The 20,678-nt window shown below is 55.5% G+C and carries 29 protein-coding genes; 16 read left to right on the top strand and 13 right to left on the bottom strand.

The window, feature by feature from the left end; translation table 11 throughout:
• Window positions 1-30: 30 nt before the first annotated feature.
• From L1249_RS02615 to L1249_RS02585, 7 genes are all read right to left on the bottom strand, one after another.
• Window positions 31-351, bottom strand: a complete 321-nt coding sequence (locus L1249_RS02615; protein ID WP_235253027.1) for an HNH endonuclease — start codon at window positions 349-351, stop codon at window positions 31-33.
• Between the two features lie 135 nt (window positions 352-486).
• A complete protein-coding gene (locus tag L1249_RS02610) occupies window positions 487-918 on the bottom strand; it encodes a hypothetical protein (RefSeq protein ID WP_235253026.1) in 432 nt (143 codons plus the stop codon).
• Window positions 915-1,238: a phage holin, lambda family gene (locus L1249_RS02605; protein WP_074211129.1), complete on the bottom strand. Its 324-nt coding sequence runs from the start codon at window positions 1,236-1,238 to the stop codon at window positions 915-917. Before L1249_RS02605 ends, L1249_RS02610 begins: the two co-directional genes overlap by 4 nt.
• Before the next feature lie 25 nt (window positions 1,239-1,263).
• Window positions 1,264-1,842, bottom strand: a complete 579-nt coding sequence (locus L1249_RS02600; RefSeq protein ID WP_083602233.1) for an N-acetylmuramoyl-L-alanine amidase — start codon at window positions 1,840-1,842, stop codon at window positions 1,264-1,266.
• A gap of 259 nt (window positions 1,843-2,101) precedes the next feature.
• On the bottom strand, window positions 2,102-2,479 hold the full coding sequence (locus tag L1249_RS02595) for a hypothetical protein (protein WP_235253025.1): 378 nt from the start codon (window positions 2,477-2,479) through the stop codon (window positions 2,102-2,104).
• A 245-nt stretch (window positions 2,480-2,724) separates the two neighbouring features.
• Window positions 2,725-4,188, bottom strand: a complete 1,464-nt coding sequence (locus L1249_RS02590; protein WP_235253024.1) for a DUF5906 domain-containing protein — start codon at window positions 4,186-4,188, stop codon at window positions 2,725-2,727.
• Entirely contained in the window at window positions 4,188-5,222 is a 1,035-nt protein-coding gene (locus L1249_RS02585) for a PriCT-2 domain-containing protein (protein WP_235253023.1), read from the bottom strand. Before L1249_RS02585 ends, L1249_RS02590 begins: the two co-directional genes overlap by 1 nt.
• Before the next feature lie 244 nt (window positions 5,223-5,466).
• Between L1249_RS02585 and L1249_RS02580 the strand changes: the two genes are divergently transcribed.
• On the top strand, window positions 5,467-5,955 hold the full coding sequence (locus tag L1249_RS02580) for a hypothetical protein (RefSeq protein WP_235253022.1): 489 nt from the start codon (window positions 5,467-5,469) through the stop codon (window positions 5,953-5,955).
• A 182-nt stretch (window positions 5,956-6,137) separates the two neighbouring features.
• On the opposite strand, the gene L1249_RS02575 is transcribed toward L1249_RS02580, so the two are convergent.
• The 3 genes from L1249_RS02575 to L1249_RS02565 form a co-directional block, all read right to left on the bottom strand.
• Window positions 6,138-6,338, bottom strand: a complete 201-nt coding sequence (locus L1249_RS02575; RefSeq protein WP_235253021.1) for a TraR/DksA C4-type zinc finger protein — start codon at window positions 6,336-6,338, stop codon at window positions 6,138-6,140.
• Complete coding sequence (locus tag L1249_RS02570) at window positions 6,331-6,840, bottom strand: phage regulatory CII family protein (protein ID WP_074211136.1); 510 nt, start codon at window positions 6,838-6,840, stop codon at window positions 6,331-6,333. The genes L1249_RS02575 and L1249_RS02570 overlap by 8 nt, the downstream gene beginning before the upstream one ends.
• 200 nt (window positions 6,841-7,040) lie before the next feature.
• On the bottom strand, window positions 7,041-7,274 hold the full coding sequence (locus L1249_RS02565) for a hypothetical protein (protein ID WP_074211137.1): 234 nt from the start codon (window positions 7,272-7,274) through the stop codon (window positions 7,041-7,043).
• A gap of 163 nt (window positions 7,275-7,437) precedes the next feature.
• On the opposite strand from L1249_RS02565, the gene L1249_RS02560 reads away from it, so the two are divergent.
• From L1249_RS02560 to nhaD, 14 genes are all read left to right on the top strand, one after another.
• Window positions 7,438-8,049, top strand: coding sequence for a S24 family peptidase (locus tag L1249_RS02560; RefSeq protein ID WP_074211138.1), 612 nt, complete (start codon window positions 7,438-7,440; stop codon window positions 8,047-8,049).
• A gap of 112 nt (window positions 8,050-8,161) precedes the next feature.
• The gene (locus L1249_RS02555) at window positions 8,162-8,353 is read left to right on the top strand and encodes a hypothetical protein (protein WP_074211139.1); all 192 of its coding nucleotides are present in this window, start codon (window positions 8,162-8,164) and stop codon (window positions 8,351-8,353) included.
• Window positions 8,350-8,610, top strand: coding sequence for a hypothetical protein (locus tag L1249_RS02550; RefSeq protein WP_074211140.1), 261 nt, complete (start codon window positions 8,350-8,352; stop codon window positions 8,608-8,610). The genes L1249_RS02555 and L1249_RS02550 overlap by 4 nt, the downstream gene beginning before the upstream one ends.
• Window positions 8,607-8,933 carry a hypothetical protein gene (locus tag L1249_RS02545; RefSeq protein WP_074211141.1) on the top strand — a complete coding sequence of 109 codons (327 nt, stop codon included), beginning with the start codon at window positions 8,607-8,609 and terminating at the stop codon, window positions 8,931-8,933. Before L1249_RS02550 ends, L1249_RS02545 begins: the two co-directional genes overlap by 4 nt.
• Window positions 8,930-9,250, top strand: a complete 321-nt coding sequence (locus L1249_RS02540; protein ID WP_235253020.1) for a phage antirepressor KilAC domain-containing protein — start codon at window positions 8,930-8,932, stop codon at window positions 9,248-9,250. Before L1249_RS02545 ends, L1249_RS02540 begins: the two co-directional genes overlap by 4 nt.
• An 83-nt stretch (window positions 9,251-9,333) precedes the next feature.
• Window positions 9,334-9,693, top strand: a complete 360-nt coding sequence (locus tag L1249_RS02535; RefSeq protein ID WP_235253019.1) for a hypothetical protein — start codon at window positions 9,334-9,336, stop codon at window positions 9,691-9,693.
• Between the two features lie 70 nt (window positions 9,694-9,763).
• Window positions 9,764-10,567, top strand: a complete 804-nt coding sequence (locus tag L1249_RS02530; RefSeq protein ID WP_235253018.1) for a DUF2303 family protein — start codon at window positions 9,764-9,766, stop codon at window positions 10,565-10,567.
• 71 nt (window positions 10,568-10,638) lie between these two features.
• Window positions 10,639-11,286 (top strand): hypothetical protein, encoded by a 648-nt coding sequence (locus tag L1249_RS02525; RefSeq protein WP_235253017.1) that lies wholly within the window; start codon window positions 10,639-10,641, stop codon window positions 11,284-11,286.
• On the top strand, window positions 11,283-11,528 hold the full coding sequence (locus L1249_RS02520) for a hypothetical protein (protein WP_235253016.1): 246 nt from the start codon (window positions 11,283-11,285) through the stop codon (window positions 11,526-11,528). The genes L1249_RS02525 and L1249_RS02520 overlap by 4 nt, the downstream gene beginning before the upstream one ends.
• Entirely contained in the window at window positions 11,525-12,187 is a 663-nt protein-coding gene (locus L1249_RS02515; protein WP_235253015.1) for a hypothetical protein, read from the top strand. Before L1249_RS02520 ends, L1249_RS02515 begins: the two co-directional genes overlap by 4 nt.
• Window positions 12,184-13,902: a DNA cytosine methyltransferase gene (locus tag L1249_RS02510; protein WP_235253014.1), complete on the top strand. Its 1,719-nt coding sequence runs from the start codon at window positions 12,184-12,186 to the stop codon at window positions 13,900-13,902. The genes L1249_RS02515 and L1249_RS02510 overlap by 4 nt, the downstream gene beginning before the upstream one ends.
• A 245-nt stretch (window positions 13,903-14,147) precedes the next feature.
• Entirely contained in the window at window positions 14,148-15,293 is a 1,146-nt protein-coding gene (locus tag L1249_RS02505; protein ID WP_235253013.1) for an Arm DNA-binding domain-containing protein, read from the top strand.
• Between the two features lie 250 nt (window positions 15,294-15,543).
• Window positions 15,544-16,452: an Abi family protein gene (locus L1249_RS02500; protein WP_235253012.1), complete on the top strand. Its 909-nt coding sequence runs from the start codon at window positions 15,544-15,546 to the stop codon at window positions 16,450-16,452.
• Between the two features lie 561 nt (window positions 16,453-17,013).
• A complete protein-coding gene (nhaD, locus tag L1249_RS02495) occupies window positions 17,014-18,492 on the top strand; it encodes a sodium:proton antiporter NhaD (RefSeq protein WP_054640970.1) in 1,479 nt (492 codons plus the stop codon).
• 167 nt (window positions 18,493-18,659) lie between these two features.
• Here nhaD and L1249_RS02490 read toward each other — a convergent pair whose 3' ends face one another.
• The 3 genes from L1249_RS02490 to L1249_RS02480 form a co-directional block, all read right to left on the bottom strand.
• On the bottom strand, window positions 18,660-19,238 hold the full coding sequence (locus tag L1249_RS02490) for an antibiotic biosynthesis monooxygenase (protein ID WP_054640969.1): 579 nt from the start codon (window positions 19,236-19,238) through the stop codon (window positions 18,660-18,662).
• A gap of 116 nt (window positions 19,239-19,354) precedes the next feature.
• Window positions 19,355-19,738, bottom strand: coding sequence for a hypothetical protein (locus L1249_RS02485; protein ID WP_054640968.1), 384 nt, complete (start codon window positions 19,736-19,738; stop codon window positions 19,355-19,357).
• A gap of 8 nt (window positions 19,739-19,746) precedes the next feature.
• The gene (locus tag L1249_RS02480) at window positions 19,747-19,974 is read right to left on the bottom strand and encodes a DUF2835 family protein (RefSeq protein WP_137094401.1); all 228 of its coding nucleotides are present in this window, start codon (window positions 19,972-19,974) and stop codon (window positions 19,747-19,749) included.
• A 72-nt stretch (window positions 19,975-20,046) separates the two neighbouring features.
• Here L1249_RS02480 and L1249_RS02475 point away from each other — a divergent pair, with 72 nt between their 5' ends.
• Window positions 20,047-20,673: a putative metalloprotease CJM1_0395 family protein gene (locus tag L1249_RS02475; protein ID WP_172415837.1), complete on the top strand. Its 627-nt coding sequence runs from the start codon at window positions 20,047-20,049 to the stop codon at window positions 20,671-20,673.
• Window positions 20,674-20,678 lie beyond the last annotated feature (5 nt).

The raw sequence follows: 20,678 nt of genomic DNA, 5'->3' as shown, positions 1-20,678 counted from the left end.
TTTAAAGCAAAAATAGGCAAAAATGCGGCTTTAAGCCCAGTGATGATGCGGGTCGGCGGGCATCCCGTCGGCATCACAGCCAGGCAACGCGCCGCCCTTCTCTAATCGCTGCTTGTCGATGTCGTGGCACGGCTTGCAAAGGCTCTGCCAGTTCGACCGTCGCCAGAACAGCTTCAGGTCGCCTTTATGTGGCTTGATGTGGTCAACAACCGTGGCCGCCGTTACCCTTCCCCGGCGCTGGCAGAACACGCACAGCGGGTTAGCCCGCAGGTACTCCGCCCGTGCCTTCTGCCACTTGTACCCGTAGCCACGTTGAGCCGATGAACCACGGCGCTGATCGTAGTTGCTCATTGCTCCCCCGCAGACCCAGGCTTGAGCAACAGCTGATACACCGACTCACGATCCGCATTCGCCCGCCTGCGCAGTGACTCATAGTCGGCCAGCAACTGGAGAAGATCGCGGTTGTGCGACACGCGCCGCTGAGGCTCACTCAGTGGCGTCAGCAGGTGCGGGGGCACTTCCGGTGCCGCCACCACGGGAACCGTCATCGTCGGTGGCGAGCTCGCGCACCCAGTCGCTAACAGCAGCAGGCAGAGGCTGCCCAGCCCAATCGCTAGTCGTCGCATCGTCTCTCTCCAGTTGCCGCGCCGTGTTGCGCATCATGTCTACTAGCTCAGCGTCACGCTGCAGCTGCTCATCTCTTGCCGAGAGCACCGCGCTCAGCGTGTCGATCTGCTCACGCTGCCAGCGCTGGTGCTCCTGCAGGATCTCCACCTGATCGTGGGCTCGAGCCAACCGGCTCTCCGTCACCGAGAGCTGCAGCGCATACTCACGCGCCTGCATGCCCGCATACACCGTGATGCCCAACAGCCCCGCAATCATCCAGCCTGATAAGTTGCCCATGATGCGCTTGATCATTTCAGCCACCTGCCAATCAGCTTTTCGTAGAGTTCATCTGCACGCGTGCCAAACCACTCCGTGCCTTTGAACGCGATGAAGGCACCGATCGATGCCGCCAACCCACCCGGTAGCCCCAGGTAGTGCAGCACCGGGAACAGCCCGAACGTCAGACAACCGCACAAGATGGCCTCCAACCACGACTGCCGCGCCTTGTTGCCCGCGTGCAGGCCACGAATCAGCGCCACGACGAACGCCAAACCACCGGCATAGATCTGCGGCCAAACCAGCGCGATATAGGTCAGCAACTGCTGCCAAAGGTTAGGGTCACGTCCCGGCATGAGAGAGCTCTTTGTCGAATGAATGTCACGCCGCCCGCGCCGCGTCCGCGATCACGCCCGCTACTGCATCCACCAGCGCGTTGTACTGCAGCTTGAACTGATACAGGTCGTTCGCGTTAGAAAGGAAAAACAACTCAAAGATGATGCCGCCGCCATCGCTCACGAACGCCAACCGCTCGTGATAACCGGCGTTCTCAGGCTTAGCGCCCCGGTTAGGAATGCCCAGCAAGTCAGCCGTCACACGGCACAGCTCAGCCCCTAGCGGCTTGTTATGAGCACGGGATAACGTTTCAACACCGGTAGCACCAGGGCCGCCGCCATTGGTATGAAACTCAATAGCAATCTCAAACTGCTTAGCGATACGCACTGCCTCGCCTAACGGCAGGTTCTCCCCCGGCTCACCATCCAGCGCATGCTGAATGCCCAAGCACCTCAGCCGCACGCTAACGTCATCGCGGAACAACTGAACGATATCCGCTTCCTTGTAGCCATTCGCCACGATGCCCGGCACCGTGTTGCTATGCCCAGCCGATATCATTACCGACCGGCGCTGGGGCGGCCGCTGCGGCACCGCTTTGACGTGATCGATCCACCGCATGGCCATGGCCACCTCCTCAAATAAAAATGCCCCGCACAGCCGAAGCCATGCGAGGCACCGCCCACCACGGCGGGAGCACTGGTTGTCTAGCGCCCAACAAAAAGCCCCAGCGGGTAAGCTGGGGCTTCGTGGTGCAGGCGCATCTACTAGACAGTAGCTGAATGGTGGGCCTTGACTGCGGTGGCATCAAGCCGTTTTTAATGCCAAACGAAAAAACCAATTGCAGCGTTAGTCATGGTTAGTCAAGCATCGAAACACTTGACGATTAACCGTTCTTTTTCTGCTTACTGCGGCTCCGAAGCTGCTCTCTGACCTCGATGTGCAGCTTGTGCAGACGGTCATAGTACGTGCGCTCAGCCAGCCCCAAGCGCGCCGCTTTCGCATCGTTGTAGCCGTTCCACAGGTAATGCTCGTGGGCCAGCACCTGAAGCTCATCGCTCAGCCCGTTAACCGCCTGCTGCACTTCCCAGGCTGCCTCATCCATATCACCAAGGCCCATCAAATCCTTCGAGCCCTTGGGCCCACCCGACGGCATCACGCCGCCAAACTCCGCCAAGCGTCCCAGAGGTGAGCATTGACGCATTCCCTGCCCTCTCAGCTGATCGGCCCAATGCTGCAGTAACTGGTCGATTTCCTTGATCATAACGGCCTCTGTCTGACTGTCTGATTCACTGTCTGAATGTCTGTCTGATTAAATTTATTATAGTAATTAATAAGTTATTTAATCTTTCAGACATTCAGACAGAAATAATAAGGGGTTAGTCATGTGCGCACGCGCGCGCATGGGCTACTTGGAAAAAGTCTGTCGGACTGTCGGAAACCGCATCACAGCGGGATTCTTGCGTCTGAAAGTCTGTCTGAATGTCTGTCTGATTGTCTGATTCATACTCAAGAGTCCTCGTGTTTGACTTCCACGCGGAAACGGAACGCCCGCGCCTGCTCGGCCGCAAAGTCAGGCCAGCCCTTTTTACCGATCTTATCCGCGTATTCTGGCGGCACGAACAGCCGTGTTGTCTTAAAGTCACCGCTGCTGGCCGGGTAACGAATATCCCGCCGGTCCCTCAGCATGTCTCGGGCCACCTCATCACAGAACCAACGCTGTTTCGTCTTGAACTCATTGGTGTTTTCGCACCATCGCAGAAACGCCTTCCAGAGATCCGGTACCGCCACCACCCCATAAGGCAAATCGGGGATATCCCCATTGCGCCACTCATGGATGAAGAACCGCGCAGGCGACAGGCTAGAATCGATCAACCGCTGCTTCGCCTCTGACAACGGCGGCTTGGTATGCGGCTTGAAGTCATCAAGCGGCAGGTTCAGCAGGTAATGGTAAAACGCCTCGACGCCGCCCTGGTCGATTTCATCGGCCAGCTTCTCGAAGTAATCCGGCGGCGGCACATCCTCCACGTGCAGCACGAAGTAACGCCGATCCCCCAGGTCAAGCTCCAGGGGCACCGTTGAGTTGGAAAGGAACACGAAGTTCACATGGTTACGCTCACTGCGCAACGGCATGTTCTTCTCATTGATCTGGAGTTCATCACCGGTGACCACATGCTTGAGAACGCCCTTGTAATGCGCCTTCTCAGCACGGCTGACGACCTCCTCAGCCAACGCGAACAACCGCCGCGACTGCCAGCCCGTAAACTGGCTTTCCAACTGCGCCTGGCCGATGGTCACACCGTATTCGCCATAGATGCGCTTCAAGATGCCTTCAAACAACAGCGACTTACCCGTGCCTTCGGCACCATGCACTAGAACAGCACTGGCCATCTTGGTACCGGGCTGCTGCAGCGGCAACGCCATCCACCGTAACAGCCACCAATACTCCTCTTCCCGTTGGCCGCACAACCGAAACACATGCCCGCGTATTCGCTCGCAGCCATCGGCACCCCGTTTGTCTGGCGTCATCTTGAAGCCGTCATACAGGTTCACGTTCAAGCGCGGGTCCACTTCCTCAGTGGGGTCAAACACCACATCCTCGGCAATCATGCGCCACGGGTGGTCCTGCCACTCTTTGAACGTCTCACGACCCACCGCCTCACGAACATGCGGCACGCGAATCAGCTTGCCGCGCATGCCATCCCAGATTAAATCCGTGCCGTAAATCAGCCGGAAGTGACGCAGCATGTCATCTTTGCGGATGCGAACGCCGTAAGGGTTCTCCTCCTGCCCCTCCGGCGGGTGTGTGAGCGCGCTATCCTGCCCTTGACCTTGTTCACTGGTACCGCACTCCAGAGAGGGGGCGATGGGGAGAGGCTGGCTGTTGTCGTTCGCCGCCTCCAAGGCAGCATAAAGCTGCTGCCTTACCGCATCCAATCCTTGGGCAACGTGTAGATCATTCCAATCAGCCATTAAGCGGCCTCCCCGTTCAGCTGAGGAAACACCGCCACGGCGTGCATGGCTTGCGCTATCTCCTCGGCCTTCTTACGGCCAGGGTTATCCTTCACCTGCGGGTCATCATCCCCGCAAATCACCAAGCGCGCCTGCTGATACAGTTGGCCCAATAACGGCACAACCCTCTGCAGGTTGCCCGCATCCATCGCCACCGCCACCGGCCAACCCGTCGCCATGTGAATAGTGGCCGCTGTGGCATAACCTTCGGCCACCGCCACCGTGGGCGCTTCGCTGGCATCGCCAATGCGGTGCCACGTACCCGCCTTACGGCCATACTTCGGAAACAGCTTGGTACCGTTGGGCCGAATCACCTGAATCGACACCACCGTGCCGTTCACATCCCGAAGCGGCACCACTACATCGCCCTGCTGAATGCGCATGAAAGAGATATGGTCAGGGCGCGGCTGGGGCAGCTCCTCAAAGAAACGTTTCACCTCCATGCCCGGCCACACGTCCGCCCGTTGCGCCTGGTCATCAATGCTGATCACCACCGAGCAACGCGGAAACCACACGCCAAACGCCCCCACTTGCTTGGCGTCCAGGTAGGCAGATTGCCCATCACGCACGCAGTGCTTTTTGATGAAGTGGCGGCACGCCATCGCCACCGTAGTACGCATTGCCTCACGGCGCTGTTCATCGGCCTCGATCTCGGCTTGGCGTACTTTACGTCGGGCATCCTGCTCGGCCTTCATGCGCTTACGATCATCAGCGCTCAGCTCTTGCCGTTCCCGCTTCCATCCATACTGCTGGGCATGATGGATGATGGTACCCATGCGGTTACTACCCACCTGCAAGCTACGCCACACGCTTTGTGCGTCCTTAGCGTTATAGCTGGCACCGCCTTGGCTCCATTCATCCCAGGCAAAAAAGCCATCATCGCCGTACTCGGTTTTGACGGCATTGCCGATGTTCACCCACGTTTCACGGTCATCGGCGGGGATATGAGTCAACGCCAAGCGCAGCTCATCTAAGGTCAATAGATCATGCTGCATGATGCACCTCCTCTACAGCATGACCTTCGAAGGGTGGGCGCTCATTTTGCTCTTGCAGTAGACTTAGGGGTGCGAACCAAAACCCACCACCAGAAACAAGGAGCGCCCATGAAAACCATGTGTGGCGGCAACCTCGATCATCCAAAAGATCCAGATCGCGAATACATACCCAACCAAGCGCCAAGAAACCCCCGGCCAAAGCCAAAGTAGCTCTAAAGCTCATGAAAATGCCTGAGGAGGCAATATGGAAATCGAAACAAGCAACACACGAAACCGTGATGACATGGAGTGGGAACTTAGATTCGCCATTTGCCTTCTCAGCCGATACCGCAATTTGGCACGCAATGCGGATCTTGCACTGACACTGGTGACACTGATCGGCTTGAGCAGCGCGGCTGGATCTATCTCTAACAGCAACGCTTTGCTCGCTAGTTTTGCTGGGGTGCTGCTGACGCTCACAAGCATCTTGCAAATCGTCTATAAGCCCGCCGAGGCTAAGGTGCATGCTGCAGTCAGCCGCAAAATGTACACCGATCTCTGGAGCGAGACGCATAAGCTCTCTGATGAGGCCTTCGACAGTCGCCTGATCAAGTTGCATGGCGAGGATATTGGTGTTGTTGAAGGGCTGCGTCTTGTCGCTGAAATTGATGCGGCCCGACAACTGAACCTGGAAGATAAAGAACTCGTTGAACAGCTCACTTTCTGGAATAAATTTCTGCGGTTCTGTAGCTAACCAATCACCCCCGGAGCGTTCGTGAAAAGGAATAATACAAAAGCTAGGCGCTACATCATTCAAGCGAAGCTGTTGAAAAAGAAGGCCGCAGCGAGCTTGGGTCACCCTAAATCCCCGATGACTAGAAGACAGGTTCCCCGCAACGGAAGACCTGGTCCCAAGAAATAGCATTGATAAATCCATCACCGCGCCTCCAGCTCAGACTGACACCCAACACAAAACTGAACCCCCGGCACCGCATGACGGCGCGCTGCCGGGATCGGCTCGTGGCATTCCTTACACACCGCACGGCTAGCCACGGCACTGGACTGTTGCCTCTGGGCATTGACCGCCTGCTCAGTACGCCATTCAATGTAGTCGTTAGCGATATCGGCCTTATCCACGGCTCACCTCCCCATCAAACTGCTGAGCACATACCAGCAACGCCTGCAGCGCACCGATCAGCTGGCCCTTTAGCTTTTTCAACTCCGAGACTTCACCGGCGGTATACACACCATCTTTCCGGTGCTCGCTAATACGGCTCAACAGATCCGAGACACGGCTAGACAACTCAGCCACCGACTCCATCAACTGCTGTTCACTGCTATCAGTCGTCGCCTCCTGGTACTCAAACCAATGTGCCCCCGGCACCAAAGCCAGCAGCGAATCCAGAATGCGCGGGTCACGGGTCGCTTCTAGCACGTGCTCCAGGTCGTCGATGGTCAGCTTGTGGGCATCGGCGTTGGGGTTTAAGCGATGCTGCAGCGTGGTGGCAGGCAGCCCGTACACGGCCGCAATGGCCTTGCCGCCGCCGGGGTAGTCACGCGCTGCGTGATAAAGGGATAAATTGAGGGGCAGGATTTCGCGCTCAGCGCGCTCCTTTGATGTGGGCCAGCGTTTAGACATGGCATTACTCCCGATTCTATGCCATGCGCAACAGCTCCCCAGTGGTGTATGATAGGAACTGTTGCGCAGGCGGCTTTATTGGTTTGCTCTCTTGCGTAACAAAAAGTCCAATGAGGGATCAGTCTGTGGTGGGCAGACCCTCTTTGGCATCCGCTGGGGGCCTGCCTTATGGCAGGTTTCCCAGCACCTCTAAGCACTAACTAAGCTGCTTTGCTATCTAGCTCTTCAGCGGTCACGCCGTAGTGCATCAAAACCTCTGTGAGAGATACTTCCCCCCCGCTTTCGCGGGCCAGCGCTCGCATGAATTTCAAGGAAGCCCCTCTGCTGCCGCCGATAACATGAGCGCGCAGATATTTCGTGGATGTGCCTACGCGCTCGGCATAATGCTCAAGGCTTTTCTCATCTTGGCTTTTCAGATATTCACGAAGTCTCATGGCTTATCTCCGATGATCCATTTCAACAAGAATGACACCTCTGAGATATTAAATCAACACCCTTATGGTTATCGCAACCTTGGTGGTTATGTTGAAGAATAACCATATGAATATACACAAACTTCGCCTCGAGCTACTCCATCGAGTCATGGAGCAGCGAAACATGAACTTGCAGAAGCTTGCTGATGCCCTTGACCGCCACCCGAGCCAGTGCAGCAGCTTTGCAGGCAAGAATCCGACCAAAAACATCGGAGAGAAGCTCGCGCGCCACATAGAGCAACGACTGAACCTACCCGACAATTACTTGGATGATATCCGGAACGCGGTTTACGGGAAGACAGATGATGATAGTGGTACAGAAGCCGATGATGCAGCCATTCTGCATCCAGTTGGCCATATGCTGCCAGTAGTAGGCATGGCCACGGCAGGAGCCCTTCGCGAGACATTTCAGGAAGCAGAGATAGAGGAATTTGTGCCAGCACCAGGTAACTGCAGCAAGAACTCTTTTGTGCTTATCTTGGATGGCGTATCGATGCTTCCTGACTTCCAGCCACGTGATCGCATCGTCATTGATCCTGATGCGGAATGGGTGTCTGGCGATGTTGTGTACGCTCGATGCACTCAAACCAACCGCGGCACTTTCAAAGAAATTCGTTACGAAGACGGTGATTATTACCTTTGTGCCAAAAACCCAAAATGGGAACCTCAGTACATGAAGATGGGCGACTCATGGGAGGTCGTCGGCAAAGGGCTTTATCTGGTGAAAAAGCTATAATCTTTCAAAGCCAAAAAATAACCTGATAGATTATTAACCTTAACGGTTGACAAAACCTTTTTGGTGTTCAAAACTCATTGTCATCTTCCGAGCCCACCAGCGGAGCATGACAATGCAAACCAATGCCCAACCATGCCGGGTGTACATGCACCCGGCCGCAGGAAACAGCCACATCGCCATCGCGGCCATGCAAGCCACTACAGGCCGTATTGCCGCCCGGCGCGCTGGCTCTAAATCCCGCACCATCCATCTGCTCACGCCTGAAGAAGCGGCCCGCTATCGCCGCCAAGGCGGTGCGGCATGATGTCTACCAGCCAAGAACGCCTTGTTCGTCGCCTTATCAAAATTGGCGGCAAGCTAACGCTACCCAGCCACCAGGGCGGCGTTCAGATTGAATGCACTCGCGCACCTGCTGGAGCGCTGTGGTGCATTGACCAGCTGATCATTCGCAAAAGCGACAAAGTCATCGCTCATTATCGCCGCTGGCAGAGCCGTACGCTCTACCCAGAGGTAGCGTCACGTCTTGATTCATTGCTTGCCGATCAAGAGGTGGCCGCATGAACACCGTTGCCCACCTCCCCGCCCCGGTGCTAACGCAAGCACACCGTGATGCCATGGCCTACATCCAAGACTTGGCCATCACGATCACCATGCAAGGCACCTATGCCGTTTCGACGGAGTACACAGGCCACGTCCACACTTTCAATGTCGACGTGATGTTGTTCAGTGATACGGCATTAGGTAACTACAAGGCCCGCAAAGTGATGTACGTAAGCTTACCCGGCCGCGTCCCTTATATGGGCGAGCAAGCACTGAGCGAGCTGCAAGCTATCGCCCGCGAACTAGAAGCCCTCCTAACCCCGCCCACAGGAGACGCTGCATGAACGCCCCGCAACGACCCCAACCGCCTCGCGTACTCGGCCAGCGCTACACGCTGCAAGAAGCCGCCGCGCTGCTCGGCACCGGCCGCAACACGCTATGCAAGCGCTTACGCGAGATTGGCATGTTGGATGCCAACAACGTGGCTACCCGCCCCCACACCAGCACCGGCCGCTTAGTGGTCGAGTTAAAAGTGTACGAAAACCCAGGGCTGGGCACCGAGCGCCCCTACGGCAAAACCCTGGTCACGGAGCGCGGCCTGCTCTACATCGCCAACCGCCTCAACATCCGTATCCAGCGCGACGCCGCCAATGACGGCTGAGCCATCACCCGTTTCGCGACGTTGCTCACGCAACGCCGAAAGCACCGGCCAAACGGCCACCACCACGCAAGAGGAAACCAACCATGGCAAACGAACCCACCTCCACCGATATCAACGCCCTGCTGGACGACCTAGACGCCGGCATCTTCCGCGAAAAGCTGGCACGCGCCCTCAGCGATGCCGCTGCAGGCTGCGTGCAGCACAGCAAAGCCGCTGAAGTTACGGTCAAGTTCAGCCTGAAACAGATTGCGGACAGCTCCCAGGTCGATTGCGCCCACCGGCTCAGCTACGTAGTGCCCACCGCCAAGGGCAAACGCAGCGAGGAGAACACCACCAAAACGCCCCTCTACGTAGGCCGTGGCGGCAAGCTCACGCTATTCCCCGAGAACCAGGGCAAGTTCGACTTCCAGCCGGAAGGCCAAGGCAACACCCAGCGCGCCTAACCAGCGCACGAAGTCACCCAACCCCCACCAACGCAAACCAATGCAAACCAATGCAAAAGGAATGATGAACATGGACCACCAAGCCATCGAAAAGATTGAAGCCCTCGTTCACGCCGCGCAGATCGGCAACCCCGGCACCGACACCCCCACGATGCTGGTACCGAAGGGCTACGAGCTGCAGTCGCTTGAAAACTTTCAGCAATCGCCCGCTCGCTTCCGTGGCAGCTTCACCACCAGTTCGATCGAAGACTACGCCGCCTACGTCAACGAAGAGGATGAATCACGCGTCTTCGTCAACGTAGACGCCATGTCGGCCAAGGCGTTTTTTGACCTGGGCAACGCCGCTGAACCAGGCCACGGCGACCACACAGCCACCCTTACCCTGGAAAAAACCAGCGCCTTTGTGGCGTGCCTAAATGCCCACGAAAGCGCGTTTGGTCAAAAGGAACTGGCGCACTGGATTGAGGACTGGCACCACTGCATCACCGGGATCGACAGCAACGGCCAAGAGATGACCGCTCAGAAGCTGGCGGCCGCCGTCCGACGCATCGAGATCAAGGCGACCTCTGAGCGGGTATCGGAAGACCGCGACTGGGGCAGCAGCCGGTCAGGCATGGACGCGCTAGATGCCAGCGCAGGTGACAGCACACCCGACATCATCCGCTTCCACTGCCTACCGTATGAGGGGCTGTCGTTCCGCACGTTTGATATTCGCGTCTCCATCCTCGCGGACGACAGCAAGCCGCGCCTGAAGCTGCGCATTATCGGCTTGGAAGCCGTCAGGGAAGAGATGGCGAAAGAGTTCAAGGACGTGCTGGCCAATGAGCTAGACGAACACAGCACCCTGCTACTTGGTGCTTTCAAGAAGTCGTAAGCCCTCCCCGCAACGCCACCCCGCCGATGCCCACCACCAGCGGCGGGGTTCTACCACCACGGAGCAAACCGATGCACTTTCACCTATTGTTCGACCACCCCCTTTTTGAAGAGCAGCCAGTAAAAGACGTACTGGAACCGTTCGGCTTCCTAGTGCATACCAACACCTACGAGCTTCCCCTTGATGAAAGCGATGGCGAAGAGTTTACGCGCTACAAAGCGAACTCCACGGCGTACATTGAGCAGCTAGAGAATACAGCACCCAAAGGCTACACCGAGATAGCCCGCTTCGAGAACGAATACGGCATCCTGATCGTGTCCGTCCTCGCTAAGCACGTTTTTGCCCAATTACTGCTGTGTGCCGATAGCACTTACGCAGGCGACAACAGCCGGGTATCCAGCCCGTTTTCTGACGTTTACCGCGAGCGCATGCGGCAAATCACCATTGAAGAGTTCAGCCGTGAAGACGATGACGGCTACACCAAAGGAGAGCTGGCCACCGCCGCTAGTTGCTACGCCTCTGTGGCAGGCCTCGCCATACAAAAAGGATGGCCTCAAACGGAAAGGGTTTCCACCAGTGACTGGCCTTTCAAGCGCCACTGGTGGAAACCCACCGACCCACGCCGCGACTTAGTAAAAGCGGGTGCCCTGATTGCGGCAGAGATCGAACGCCTAGACCGCGCAGCCGCAAAAGCCGCAGCTGCAGGAGGTGACGCATGAGCACCCAACCACAGCACCCCGAAGCCAGCCCGCAATACCCCCAGTTCCGTTTCATCGAGTTCAACAAGCGCCGCCAAATGCGCGGGGCTGAATGCGCCCGTATCGAGATCATCTATGCAGAAGGCGATATGGATTGCATTTGGATGAGCGCGGGCGACCTCCAGAACAACATTCGCCAGTGGGGCCCACACGAAGCACTGACCGAAGCGCTCAAGGCCTACGGGCAAGGGGGCCGGGGATGAGTTACGAAGCATGGCGTATTTCATTCCAAGACTCTGAGCAGGCCGCGAAAGCGGCCTTTGAAGAAGCTCAGCGATATAAGCGAATGTTCACCATGTCGATCGACAGCATTGTTGAACTGACTGAAGCCGCGGGTATCCGCAAAGAAGATCAAACCATGGGCGGCACCGTCCAGGCATTGGCCGCGATTGAGAAGCTGAAAAAGCGGCGGGATAAGTGGAAAGCCCGGGCGCTGGAGGCTGAGCAATTTAACCGGGAAATGGTCGCCAAGGCTGCCAGTAATTACCTTGGCGGCTACCGCGAGCTAGGTAGAAGAACAGCCGCTGCTGAAGAAGAACGCGATGCATTGGCTGCCTACCAAGCGGATCTGATCCGTGAGCTCACCGCCTGCCAAGCGGTACTGCACACTTTGGCGCATGACGGCGAAGTAACCCCCGCCTACGCCGATGACGCTAAAACTGTGCTGAAACGCGCACCTAAAGAAAGCCTAAAAACATTGTGCGCTGACCAGCAGCAGCAAGGCTGCCTGCGTGTTGCTGAAGAACTGCGAAACGGCACCATCGACTGGAATAAGTTTGGCGACACCCCCAGAGAGCAAGCCGCGAACGTTGTCATCCTGGTGGGAAACCAGATCAGAAGAGAAGCGGGAGGCACCCAATGAAACGACAGCCTCCCCACTGGCGCACCCAGTACGCCCTAGACTACCAAGGCGAAATCAACGTCGACCTATTTGCGGGCGGCGGCGGTGCCAGCACCGGCCTAGAGATGGGCTTGAAGCGCCCCGTGCACGTCGCCATCAACCACGATCCCGACGCGATCAGCATGCACAAGGCCAACCATCCAGGCGCCGACCACTATGAAACCGATGTGTACGAAGTGGACCCGCTTACCGCCACACGCGGCCAGCCGGTTGGCTGGCTGCATGCCAGCCCGGATTGCACCCATCACAGCCAAGCCCGTGGCGGGCAACCGCGTAAGCGCGCTATCCGCTCGCTCAGCTGGGTCGTTCACAAGTGGGCAGGCCTGGTACGCCCCCGCGTGATCTCGCTTGAGAACGTCGAGCAAATTCTGCAGTGGGGCCCACTGGTTGCCAAACGCTGTAAAGCCACCGGCCGAGTCATGAAGATAGACGGCACCTTTGCCGCACCTGGTGAGCAAACACCGATCAGTGAGCAGTTCCTGGTGCCCTGCAAGAAGCGCCGCAGCCAGAACTGGCGGCACTTTATCAGTGGCCTGCGTGCATTGGGGTACGTCGTCGAGTGGCGGACCATTGCCGCCTGCGACTTTGGCGCACCCACTACCCGCAAACGGCTTTACCTCATTGCCCGCCGGGATGGCCAACCCATCGTCTGGCCTGCAGCTACCAACGCCCGCAAGCCTGCCAAAGGCCAAAAGCGCTATGCTTCGGCGGCATCCTGCATTGACTGGTCGGATCTCGGCAAAAGCATCTTCAATCGCCCCCGCCCACTCGCAGAGAACACGCTGAAGCGCATCGCCAAGGGCATTGATAAGTTCGTGATCAATTCTTCCCAGCCCTTCATCGTGCCGATCGCCAACTACGGGTCCGGCGAAGTCGTTCAACCCATCAGCGAGCCGCTACGCACGATTACCGCATGGCCCAAAGGCGGCAGCTTCGCCGTGGCATCTCATTGCTTAGTCCAGCTCGCTCACGGCCAAGGCAAACCCGGTGGCGTTCAACGCTGGGGAATCGGCAGCCGCGACATTGAAGAGCCGATGAACACAATCACCGCCAGCAGTGGCATGGCAGTGGCAACCGCGTTCATGGCGCAAATGAACGGCGGATTCTACGAAGGCGCAGGCCGCGCCGCCGATGACCCGCTAAGCACGATCACCGGGCGCGGTACTCAGCAGCAGATCGTGACAGCGCACCTGATGGTACAGCGCAGAAACCAAAGCGGTGCAGACGTAAACGAACCGCTGCACACCATCACCGCCGGGGCCAACCACCACGGCTTAGTGCATTGCACCCTATCGCCTCAGGTAGAAGAAAGCGCCCTGCAGGTGGCCGCATTCCTAATGCGCTACCACAGCACCGGTGGCCAGTGGGCAGACCTGCAAGAGCCGATGACCACCATCACCACCAAAGACCGGCTGGCGTTAGTGACCGTCTATATCAAAGGCACGCCCTACGTCATCGTGGATATCTGCCTTCGCATGCTCAAACCCCGCGAGCTCTACCGCGCCCAAGGGTTTCCCGATAGCTACATCATCGATCGCGGACACGATGGAAAACCGTTCACCATCACCGCGCAAACCCGCATGTGCGGCAACAGCGTCAGCCCGCTGCCCATGGCCGCGCTCGCGGCCGCTAACGATCACCAAGTCATCGAACGTCACATGGAGGGCGTGGCATGAAGGAACACACTTTTGGCATTAAGTCCGAAACGATGCCAAGCCAAAGCGCCCCTGCAACCTGCACACTTCCAGGAGGCGACCATGCTAGCCATTGATCACGTCACCATTGAGCGCTTCAGCGAGCTGACCGGATACAGCGAGTTTGCGATCAGATCGAAGATCAAGCGGGGGGATTGGCGCCAGGATGAGCAGTTTTTCAAAGCGCCGGACGGGCGAATACTAATGTCACTTGAGGGGTATGCACGGTGGGTAACCAAGGGAGCAGTTACGAAGGGGTCCGGATCGCTTCGACCAGCAGTATCGAAATCGACTTCTACTACCAGGGCACCCGCTGCCGCGAACGGCTCAAGCTCGAGCCCACCCCCGCTAACCTGAAGAAAGCGGCGCGCCATCGCGCCGCGGTCATTTCATCGATCGATGCCGGCACGTTTGATTATCAAGTGACGTTTCCCCGCAGTAAGAACGCCCGCAAGTTCATGCGCCAGGATCGAGTCGATACGTACTTGCGCACCTGGTTGGCCACCAAAAAGCCCACTCTGAAAGCCAGCAGCTACAAAGATTATAAAAACACCATTGAGGGTAAGCTGATCCCCGAGTTCGGCCACCTGCTACTGGCAGAGCTAAAGCGTGGCCATGTTCGTGATTGGGCATCAAGCCTGACCTGCAGCAACAAACGAATATCAAACCTCATTAGCCCACTGCGAGCAGCGCTGGATGATGCCATGCACGATGAGATGATTGCAGGCAATCCCCTAGCAGGCTGGCACTACCGGAAAATAGAACCGCCCAAAGAGGTGGATGATATCGACCCGTTCACAGCCGAAGAGCAAGCCGCGATACTAGCCGCCCTCCCCAGCGACGGCTTACCGTTGATTCAGTTTGCACTATGGAGCGGGCTACGCACATCAGAGCTAGTCGCGCTGGAGTGGGGAGATATCGACTGGCGGCAAAAGCGCTGCCGGATCACACGGGCCATCACCCAGGCAGCCAAAGGCGAAGCGGAAACCACTAAGACCACAGCAGGCACACGCACTATTGACCTTCTGCCCCGTGCACTGGAAGCCCTGAAAACGCAGAAGACACTCAGCTACCTACACCCCAGCGGCCGCGTGTTCCTCAACCCCCGCACAGGCGAGCCATGGACAGGCGATCAGGCGATACGCAAAACACTATGGGCCCACGCATTAAAGCGCGCCGGCGTCCGGTACCGCCGCCCGTACCAAACCCGCCACACCTACGCATCCATGATGGTCAGCGCTGGCGAGCCACTCGCGTGGGTATCCAAGCAGATGGGGCATACCAGCGTAGTGACCACGGCGCGGATCTATGCAGGGTGGATACCGACGACGAATAGCCAGGCGGGGATGCTGGCTACAAAGGCATTCGTGTAATTTGAATGGTGATGACAAGCACGCGATCCGATGACAGCGACTTAATAGAAGCTTAAAACAAAGGGATAATTAACATTGACGCGCAATGCGAGTGCGTGTAACTTAACAAATAACAGCGCCCGCTCCTCTGACCTAAATTGGTTATGTGTGGGCCTTCTTATTTCTGCGTGTTGCATTTATGACATCCCCCACCCCTCCCAAACCATTCTCAGAATACTCGGACTTGATCGATACCCTTCGGCAACGAGGAATGGAGGTCGATGATCCTGAGCGCGCAATTCGCAAAATCTCTCAAGTGGGATATTACCGTCTTAGCGGGTATTGGTACCCATGTCGAAAGATCGATATCGATAGCAAGGGATACCAACGTCAGGAATTTGGCAAGCCTAAACGCATGAGTCAATTTCTCGAAGGTACAAATTTTTCTGCGTGTTTCGAATTATACCTTTTCGACAAAAAGCTTCGCATGCTCTTGATGGATGCCATTGAAAGAATTGAAGTTTATTTCCGAACCGTTATAGCACACGAGATGGGAAGGAAAGATCCTTTAGCCTATATTGATCCTCAATATATCGCCGAATTCCATACTAAAGATTATGTGAATAACGGAAAAACCCTCAATGCTTGGGAAAACTGGCTGAGCAGCCAGCAGGATAAGATTGACCGATGCACCGAGGATCATATTGAATGGCATAGGGCTAGTAAGAGATCTATACCATTTTGGGTAGCAGTCGAAGCTTGGGATTTTAGGAACACGTCCAAATATTTCGAAATGCTATGTGAGAAATATCAAGTACCTATTGCCAGAAAGGTGAATGTTCAATACCCAAGAAACTTAAAGAATTGGCTGAAAGAAATTAATACTGCGCGCAACCGCTGTGCTCACCATTCTCGCCTTTGGAACCAGTCTTGCTCCAACCCTTTGAGATATGAAAATTCTAATTTTTTCAAAAACTTACCAAGCTCTAATAATAACAGGAAAAGATTGATGGGACTGATTGCAGTCATCTGGTATCTCATCAGTCAAATTGGGCCAAACTCTGACTGGATCTACCGTATTGCCGATCTGATAGATAGTGCGCCACAGCTTCCTATATGCACGTTTACAGCAATGGGCATACCTGATAGCGGGTTCCCCAGGAAAGCATTCGGTATATGAGCCAGTCAGCTTTAAGTCATTTTTATTTATAACTTATTGTTTTTATTGGAACAGAAGCGGGTTCAATTCCCGCCGCCTCCACCAGACACCCCTACAAATCAAGCACCTACGGGTGCTTTTTTTGTTTATTGGCCATCCCATTAGCCATCCCCCAAAACGCTACCCTGGCGGCATGTTCTGGCCTGTACGCAGGTGCGCCCCTTCATCATAGCCGCACCCCGCCTGTGTGTTGCCCCCTACCGGCCTTCGTCTTGATTTCTCACGAGTGCTGAGACGGCTGGAAGTGGCTTTCATTGTGCCGATAAGCCGTGTCTAGCACATTGACTGGTAATGGTAGGGTTACTTATAGCCGACTATCGTCTAACTAATTCAGCCTAAATTCATTACATTATCTGGCGAAATTTACTATTAGCGAAACGGATAATTTCCAAAAAAAAGACGCAATAACTTATTTATCACAGGCTTTCATTCGGTTTTATTCCGTATTGCAGCGCAATATCGCTTGCTAAACTAGCGTCGCTTATTCCCCCTTCTTTTAACCATTATAAGGATAAACACACTATGATGACGTTACATCATGACCCAGGCCAGCTTCGAGTGACTCGTTGCTGGCCTTTTTTGTTAGCGGCCTTATTATTTTTTATTAGCCCAGCCGCTTTCGCGGTCACAGGTGAGATTGATTTAACCACCTCTGCGGTAGGGTTCTTCGCGGTGGCAATCTTTGTCCTGGCCTATTCCTTGGTCATGGCCGAAGAGAAAATCCACATGCGCAAATCCAAGCCTGTGTTGGTGGCCGCCGGTATTATTTGGGGACTCATTGGCTGGGTATATGTCCAGAACGGCATGTCGGATACGTCCGAGTACGCGTTTCGCGTGACGCTTCTGGAGTTTACCGAGCTAATGTTGTTCCTGCTGGTCGCCATGACGTATATCAACGCCATGGAGGAGCGCCGAGTATTTGATGCGCTGCGCTCTTGGATGCTGCGCAAAGGATTTAACTATCGTACGCTTTTTTGGCTAACGGGCGGCCTTGCCTTTATTCTTTCTCCGATTGCCGACAACTTAACCACTGCGCTGCTAATGTGTGCCGTCATCACTAAAGTAGCCGAAGGCGACAAACGCTTTATTAACCTTGCTTGTATCAATATTGTGGTCGCAGCAAACGCAGGCGGTGCTTTTAGTCCGTTTGGCGATATTACAACGCTGATGGTATGGCAGGCCGGTCTGATTGAATTCCAGGAGTTCTTTATCCTGTTTATTCCGTCGCTGGTTAACTTCCTGATCCCAGCGATGGTAATGAGCCTGTTTATTAAAGATCAAAAGCCCAGCAGCGTATATGAGGATGTACAGCTCAAGCGCGGAGCGCGACGCATTATTGCGCTCTTCTTGCTGACCATTGGCACAGCGGTGCTGTGTCATACACTGCTTCACCTTCCGCCCGTGCTGGGCATGATGACCGGCCTAGGCTACTTACAGTTTTTTGGTTACTACCTACGCCAGAGCCTACCCCGTTCACTGGAACGCAAGCGGGAACGCTATAGCCGCCTGGGTGACAACAAAAAGCTGGAACAGCTAGGGAGCGTCGTGCCGTTTGATGTCTTCAACCGCGTTGCTCGGGCAGAGTGGGACACACTGCTGTTTTTCTACGGGGTAGTGATGTGCGTCGGTGGCCTTGGCTTTATGGGTTACCTGGGGCTGCTTTCAGAAGCACTCTACACCGGCTGGAACGCTACGTGGGCGAATATTGCGCTAGGGGTAGTGTCTGCAGTGGTTGATAACATCCCGGTCATGTTCGCCGTACTTACCATGGAACCAGAAATGTCTCATGGGCACTGGCTGCTAATCACGTTGACGGCGGGCGTAGGTGGTAGCCTGCTATCGATTGGCTCAGCCGCTGGCGTGGCCGTGATGGGTCAAGCGCGCGGTTCTTATACCTTTATGGGGCACTTGCGCTGGTCGCCCGTGATTTTGCTGGGGTATATCGCCAGTATCCTGGTTCATATGTGGCTCAATGCCGAAAGCTTCGCGCTGTTTGGCTAGCCTTAGTAGGTAAACACGCTAGCCCGCCCAGCGCTCGTGCACTGGGCGGGCTTTTTAATACGCTTCGAAAAGATATTCAATGGGCGTGGGTCGCCCAAATAGATAGCCCTAATAGCGATAGCAACCGTGGCCTTTCAACCAGTCGAGCTGCGTTAATTGATAAACACTCACGTTCTATGCTGCTGTCGAAAGCGGGCAAAAAGATCCATGGGCGACCACTTTCCTTGTAACCACGGCGCTAGTAAACGTGTTGAAAGCGGGATAAACACAAACACCATCACAGGAGTCAGCATCATGGTACTCATCAGCACCCGCGGAATGAGCGGCCACTCGGCTAACACACTGCCAAACGTCCACTGAAACAGTAGTGAAATGGGGAAAAACGCCAGCCAGACGGCTACGGCTTGCTTCCAGCGCGGTGGGGTAGCTCCAGGGCTTACCTTAAACCACGCATCCAAGCCTGTTGCCCGGTGCTCATGGGGCGCATCGTAAAGGCCTTTACCCCGCTCAAGCCAAGCATGGCGAGAGGCCGAATGCTCCCAAGCAGAAAGGGTTTCCTGGCTGTCAAAGCGAAAAATGATCTGATACTCATCATCTTCTTTAGGGGGCGCCAATACACCGGACCCCAAGTAGCCAGGAAAGTCAGCAGCGAGTTCACGACCTTCATTTAGCCAACGGTTAAAGTCTTGGTAGCGACTATTCGCGACGCGACGAGCCACCATCAATGTGACAGGTGAGGCAGACATGGGTAATCTCCTAATGTGTAAGCAGCTGCTGCCGGGTAGGCGAGCTGCAAGCATTCAGGCGGGTAGTCCTGAAGCACGTGCCACATTATACAGGCAATATTAATGCCATGTATGTATCACCGGCGCGGGATTGGATGACGCTGCTCGCCACGCTGAAACGCTCGAACATGCTGATAAATATCAATGGCACTTTGAATGGCATCGGCCTCTAACGCATCTGGCTCAATCACCGGGCCATCCACACCGCCATTTTTTCGCATTATTTCATCAACATCGGCGCGATAGCGATCCAGCAAATGCTTAATATTCATGCGGATTCGGTGTAGTTCTAAATTAAATGCTTGGCGCTGTTCGGTGCGCTTAAAGACATCAAGAGGGTTTTCTGCTGACTCAATCAAGCTATCTAAGGTGTTGCACACTAAACGTTCGGCGGTGTTTAAATTAGGTATGACGGAGTAAACAAGCTCATTCAGCGTCATTTTTGCATCATATTGGGGCATAAGCAGGCTCAGCGGCGATTAAGTGGAACAATATCGTGAAAACGACCTTGCTCGGTAAACGTTAACCGAAAAACACCATGAACCCCCTCCTCCCCTACCACGCGTCTAAGCGCTTGAGCAGGGAAAACAACCCAGCGACCATCTACACTTCGTGTACGCACATTGTCGTACTGCCCTTCATAGTGGGCAAGGCATTCGTTGGCACTTAGATGAATAATGACGTCTATTGAGAGCATAACGTTGCGCAATTCGGCTGGCTCGCAGATACTCTATACTAACTGAAATGGCCTAAACATCGGTAATCGCTTATGGATATTTCTGCTTTAAATGCGTTTTCCGGCTCCACTGCGACTTGGTCGGCTTCCAACCTGCCTACTCCGCGGGTAGAGCGGAACGAGGTTAGCAGTCAACGCTCTAAGGCCGACGGCCCGCTTTCCAACGCTGAGCCAAGCAAAGAGACAGACGAGCGTACAGAGAGTAGCGAAAAGACGGCGGGCCCTACTCGCCCTGATGGCACTCCGTTAGCCCCGGAAGAGATTCAGCAACTTGAGCAGTTAAAGCAGACAGATCGAGAAGTGCGCCAGCATGAAATGGCTCATCAAACAGCAGGCGGGCCCTACACAGGCGGTGCTTCTTATGATTATGAGGTCGGCCCTGACGGCAAACGCTATGCAGTAGCCGGTGAGGTGCCGATTGATTACGGCCCGGTTCCTGGCGATCCACAAGCTACAGTCGAAAAGATGCAGACAGTGATTGCAGCCGCCATGGCACCAGCTGATCCATCGCCAAAGGATCTGCAAGTTGCCGCTCAAGCACGGCAGTACTTACTCGAAGCAAAGCTAGAGGCCGCACAAAAACAGAGCGAGATGAACCAAGCGCGTGGCGAGCATGATAGTGAGCCTGCCAATGACGAGCCGCCCGAGCTGGCAGCTTAAACGCT

It is taken from the genome of Halomonas sp. Cn5-12 (genome assembly GCF_021532545.1).
Taxonomy (GTDB): domain Bacteria; phylum Pseudomonadota; class Gammaproteobacteria; order Pseudomonadales; family Halomonadaceae; genus Vreelandella; species Vreelandella aquamarina.
Note: the sequence above shows the minus strand (reverse complement) of the source record. Positions and strands in the feature narration are given on the sequence as shown.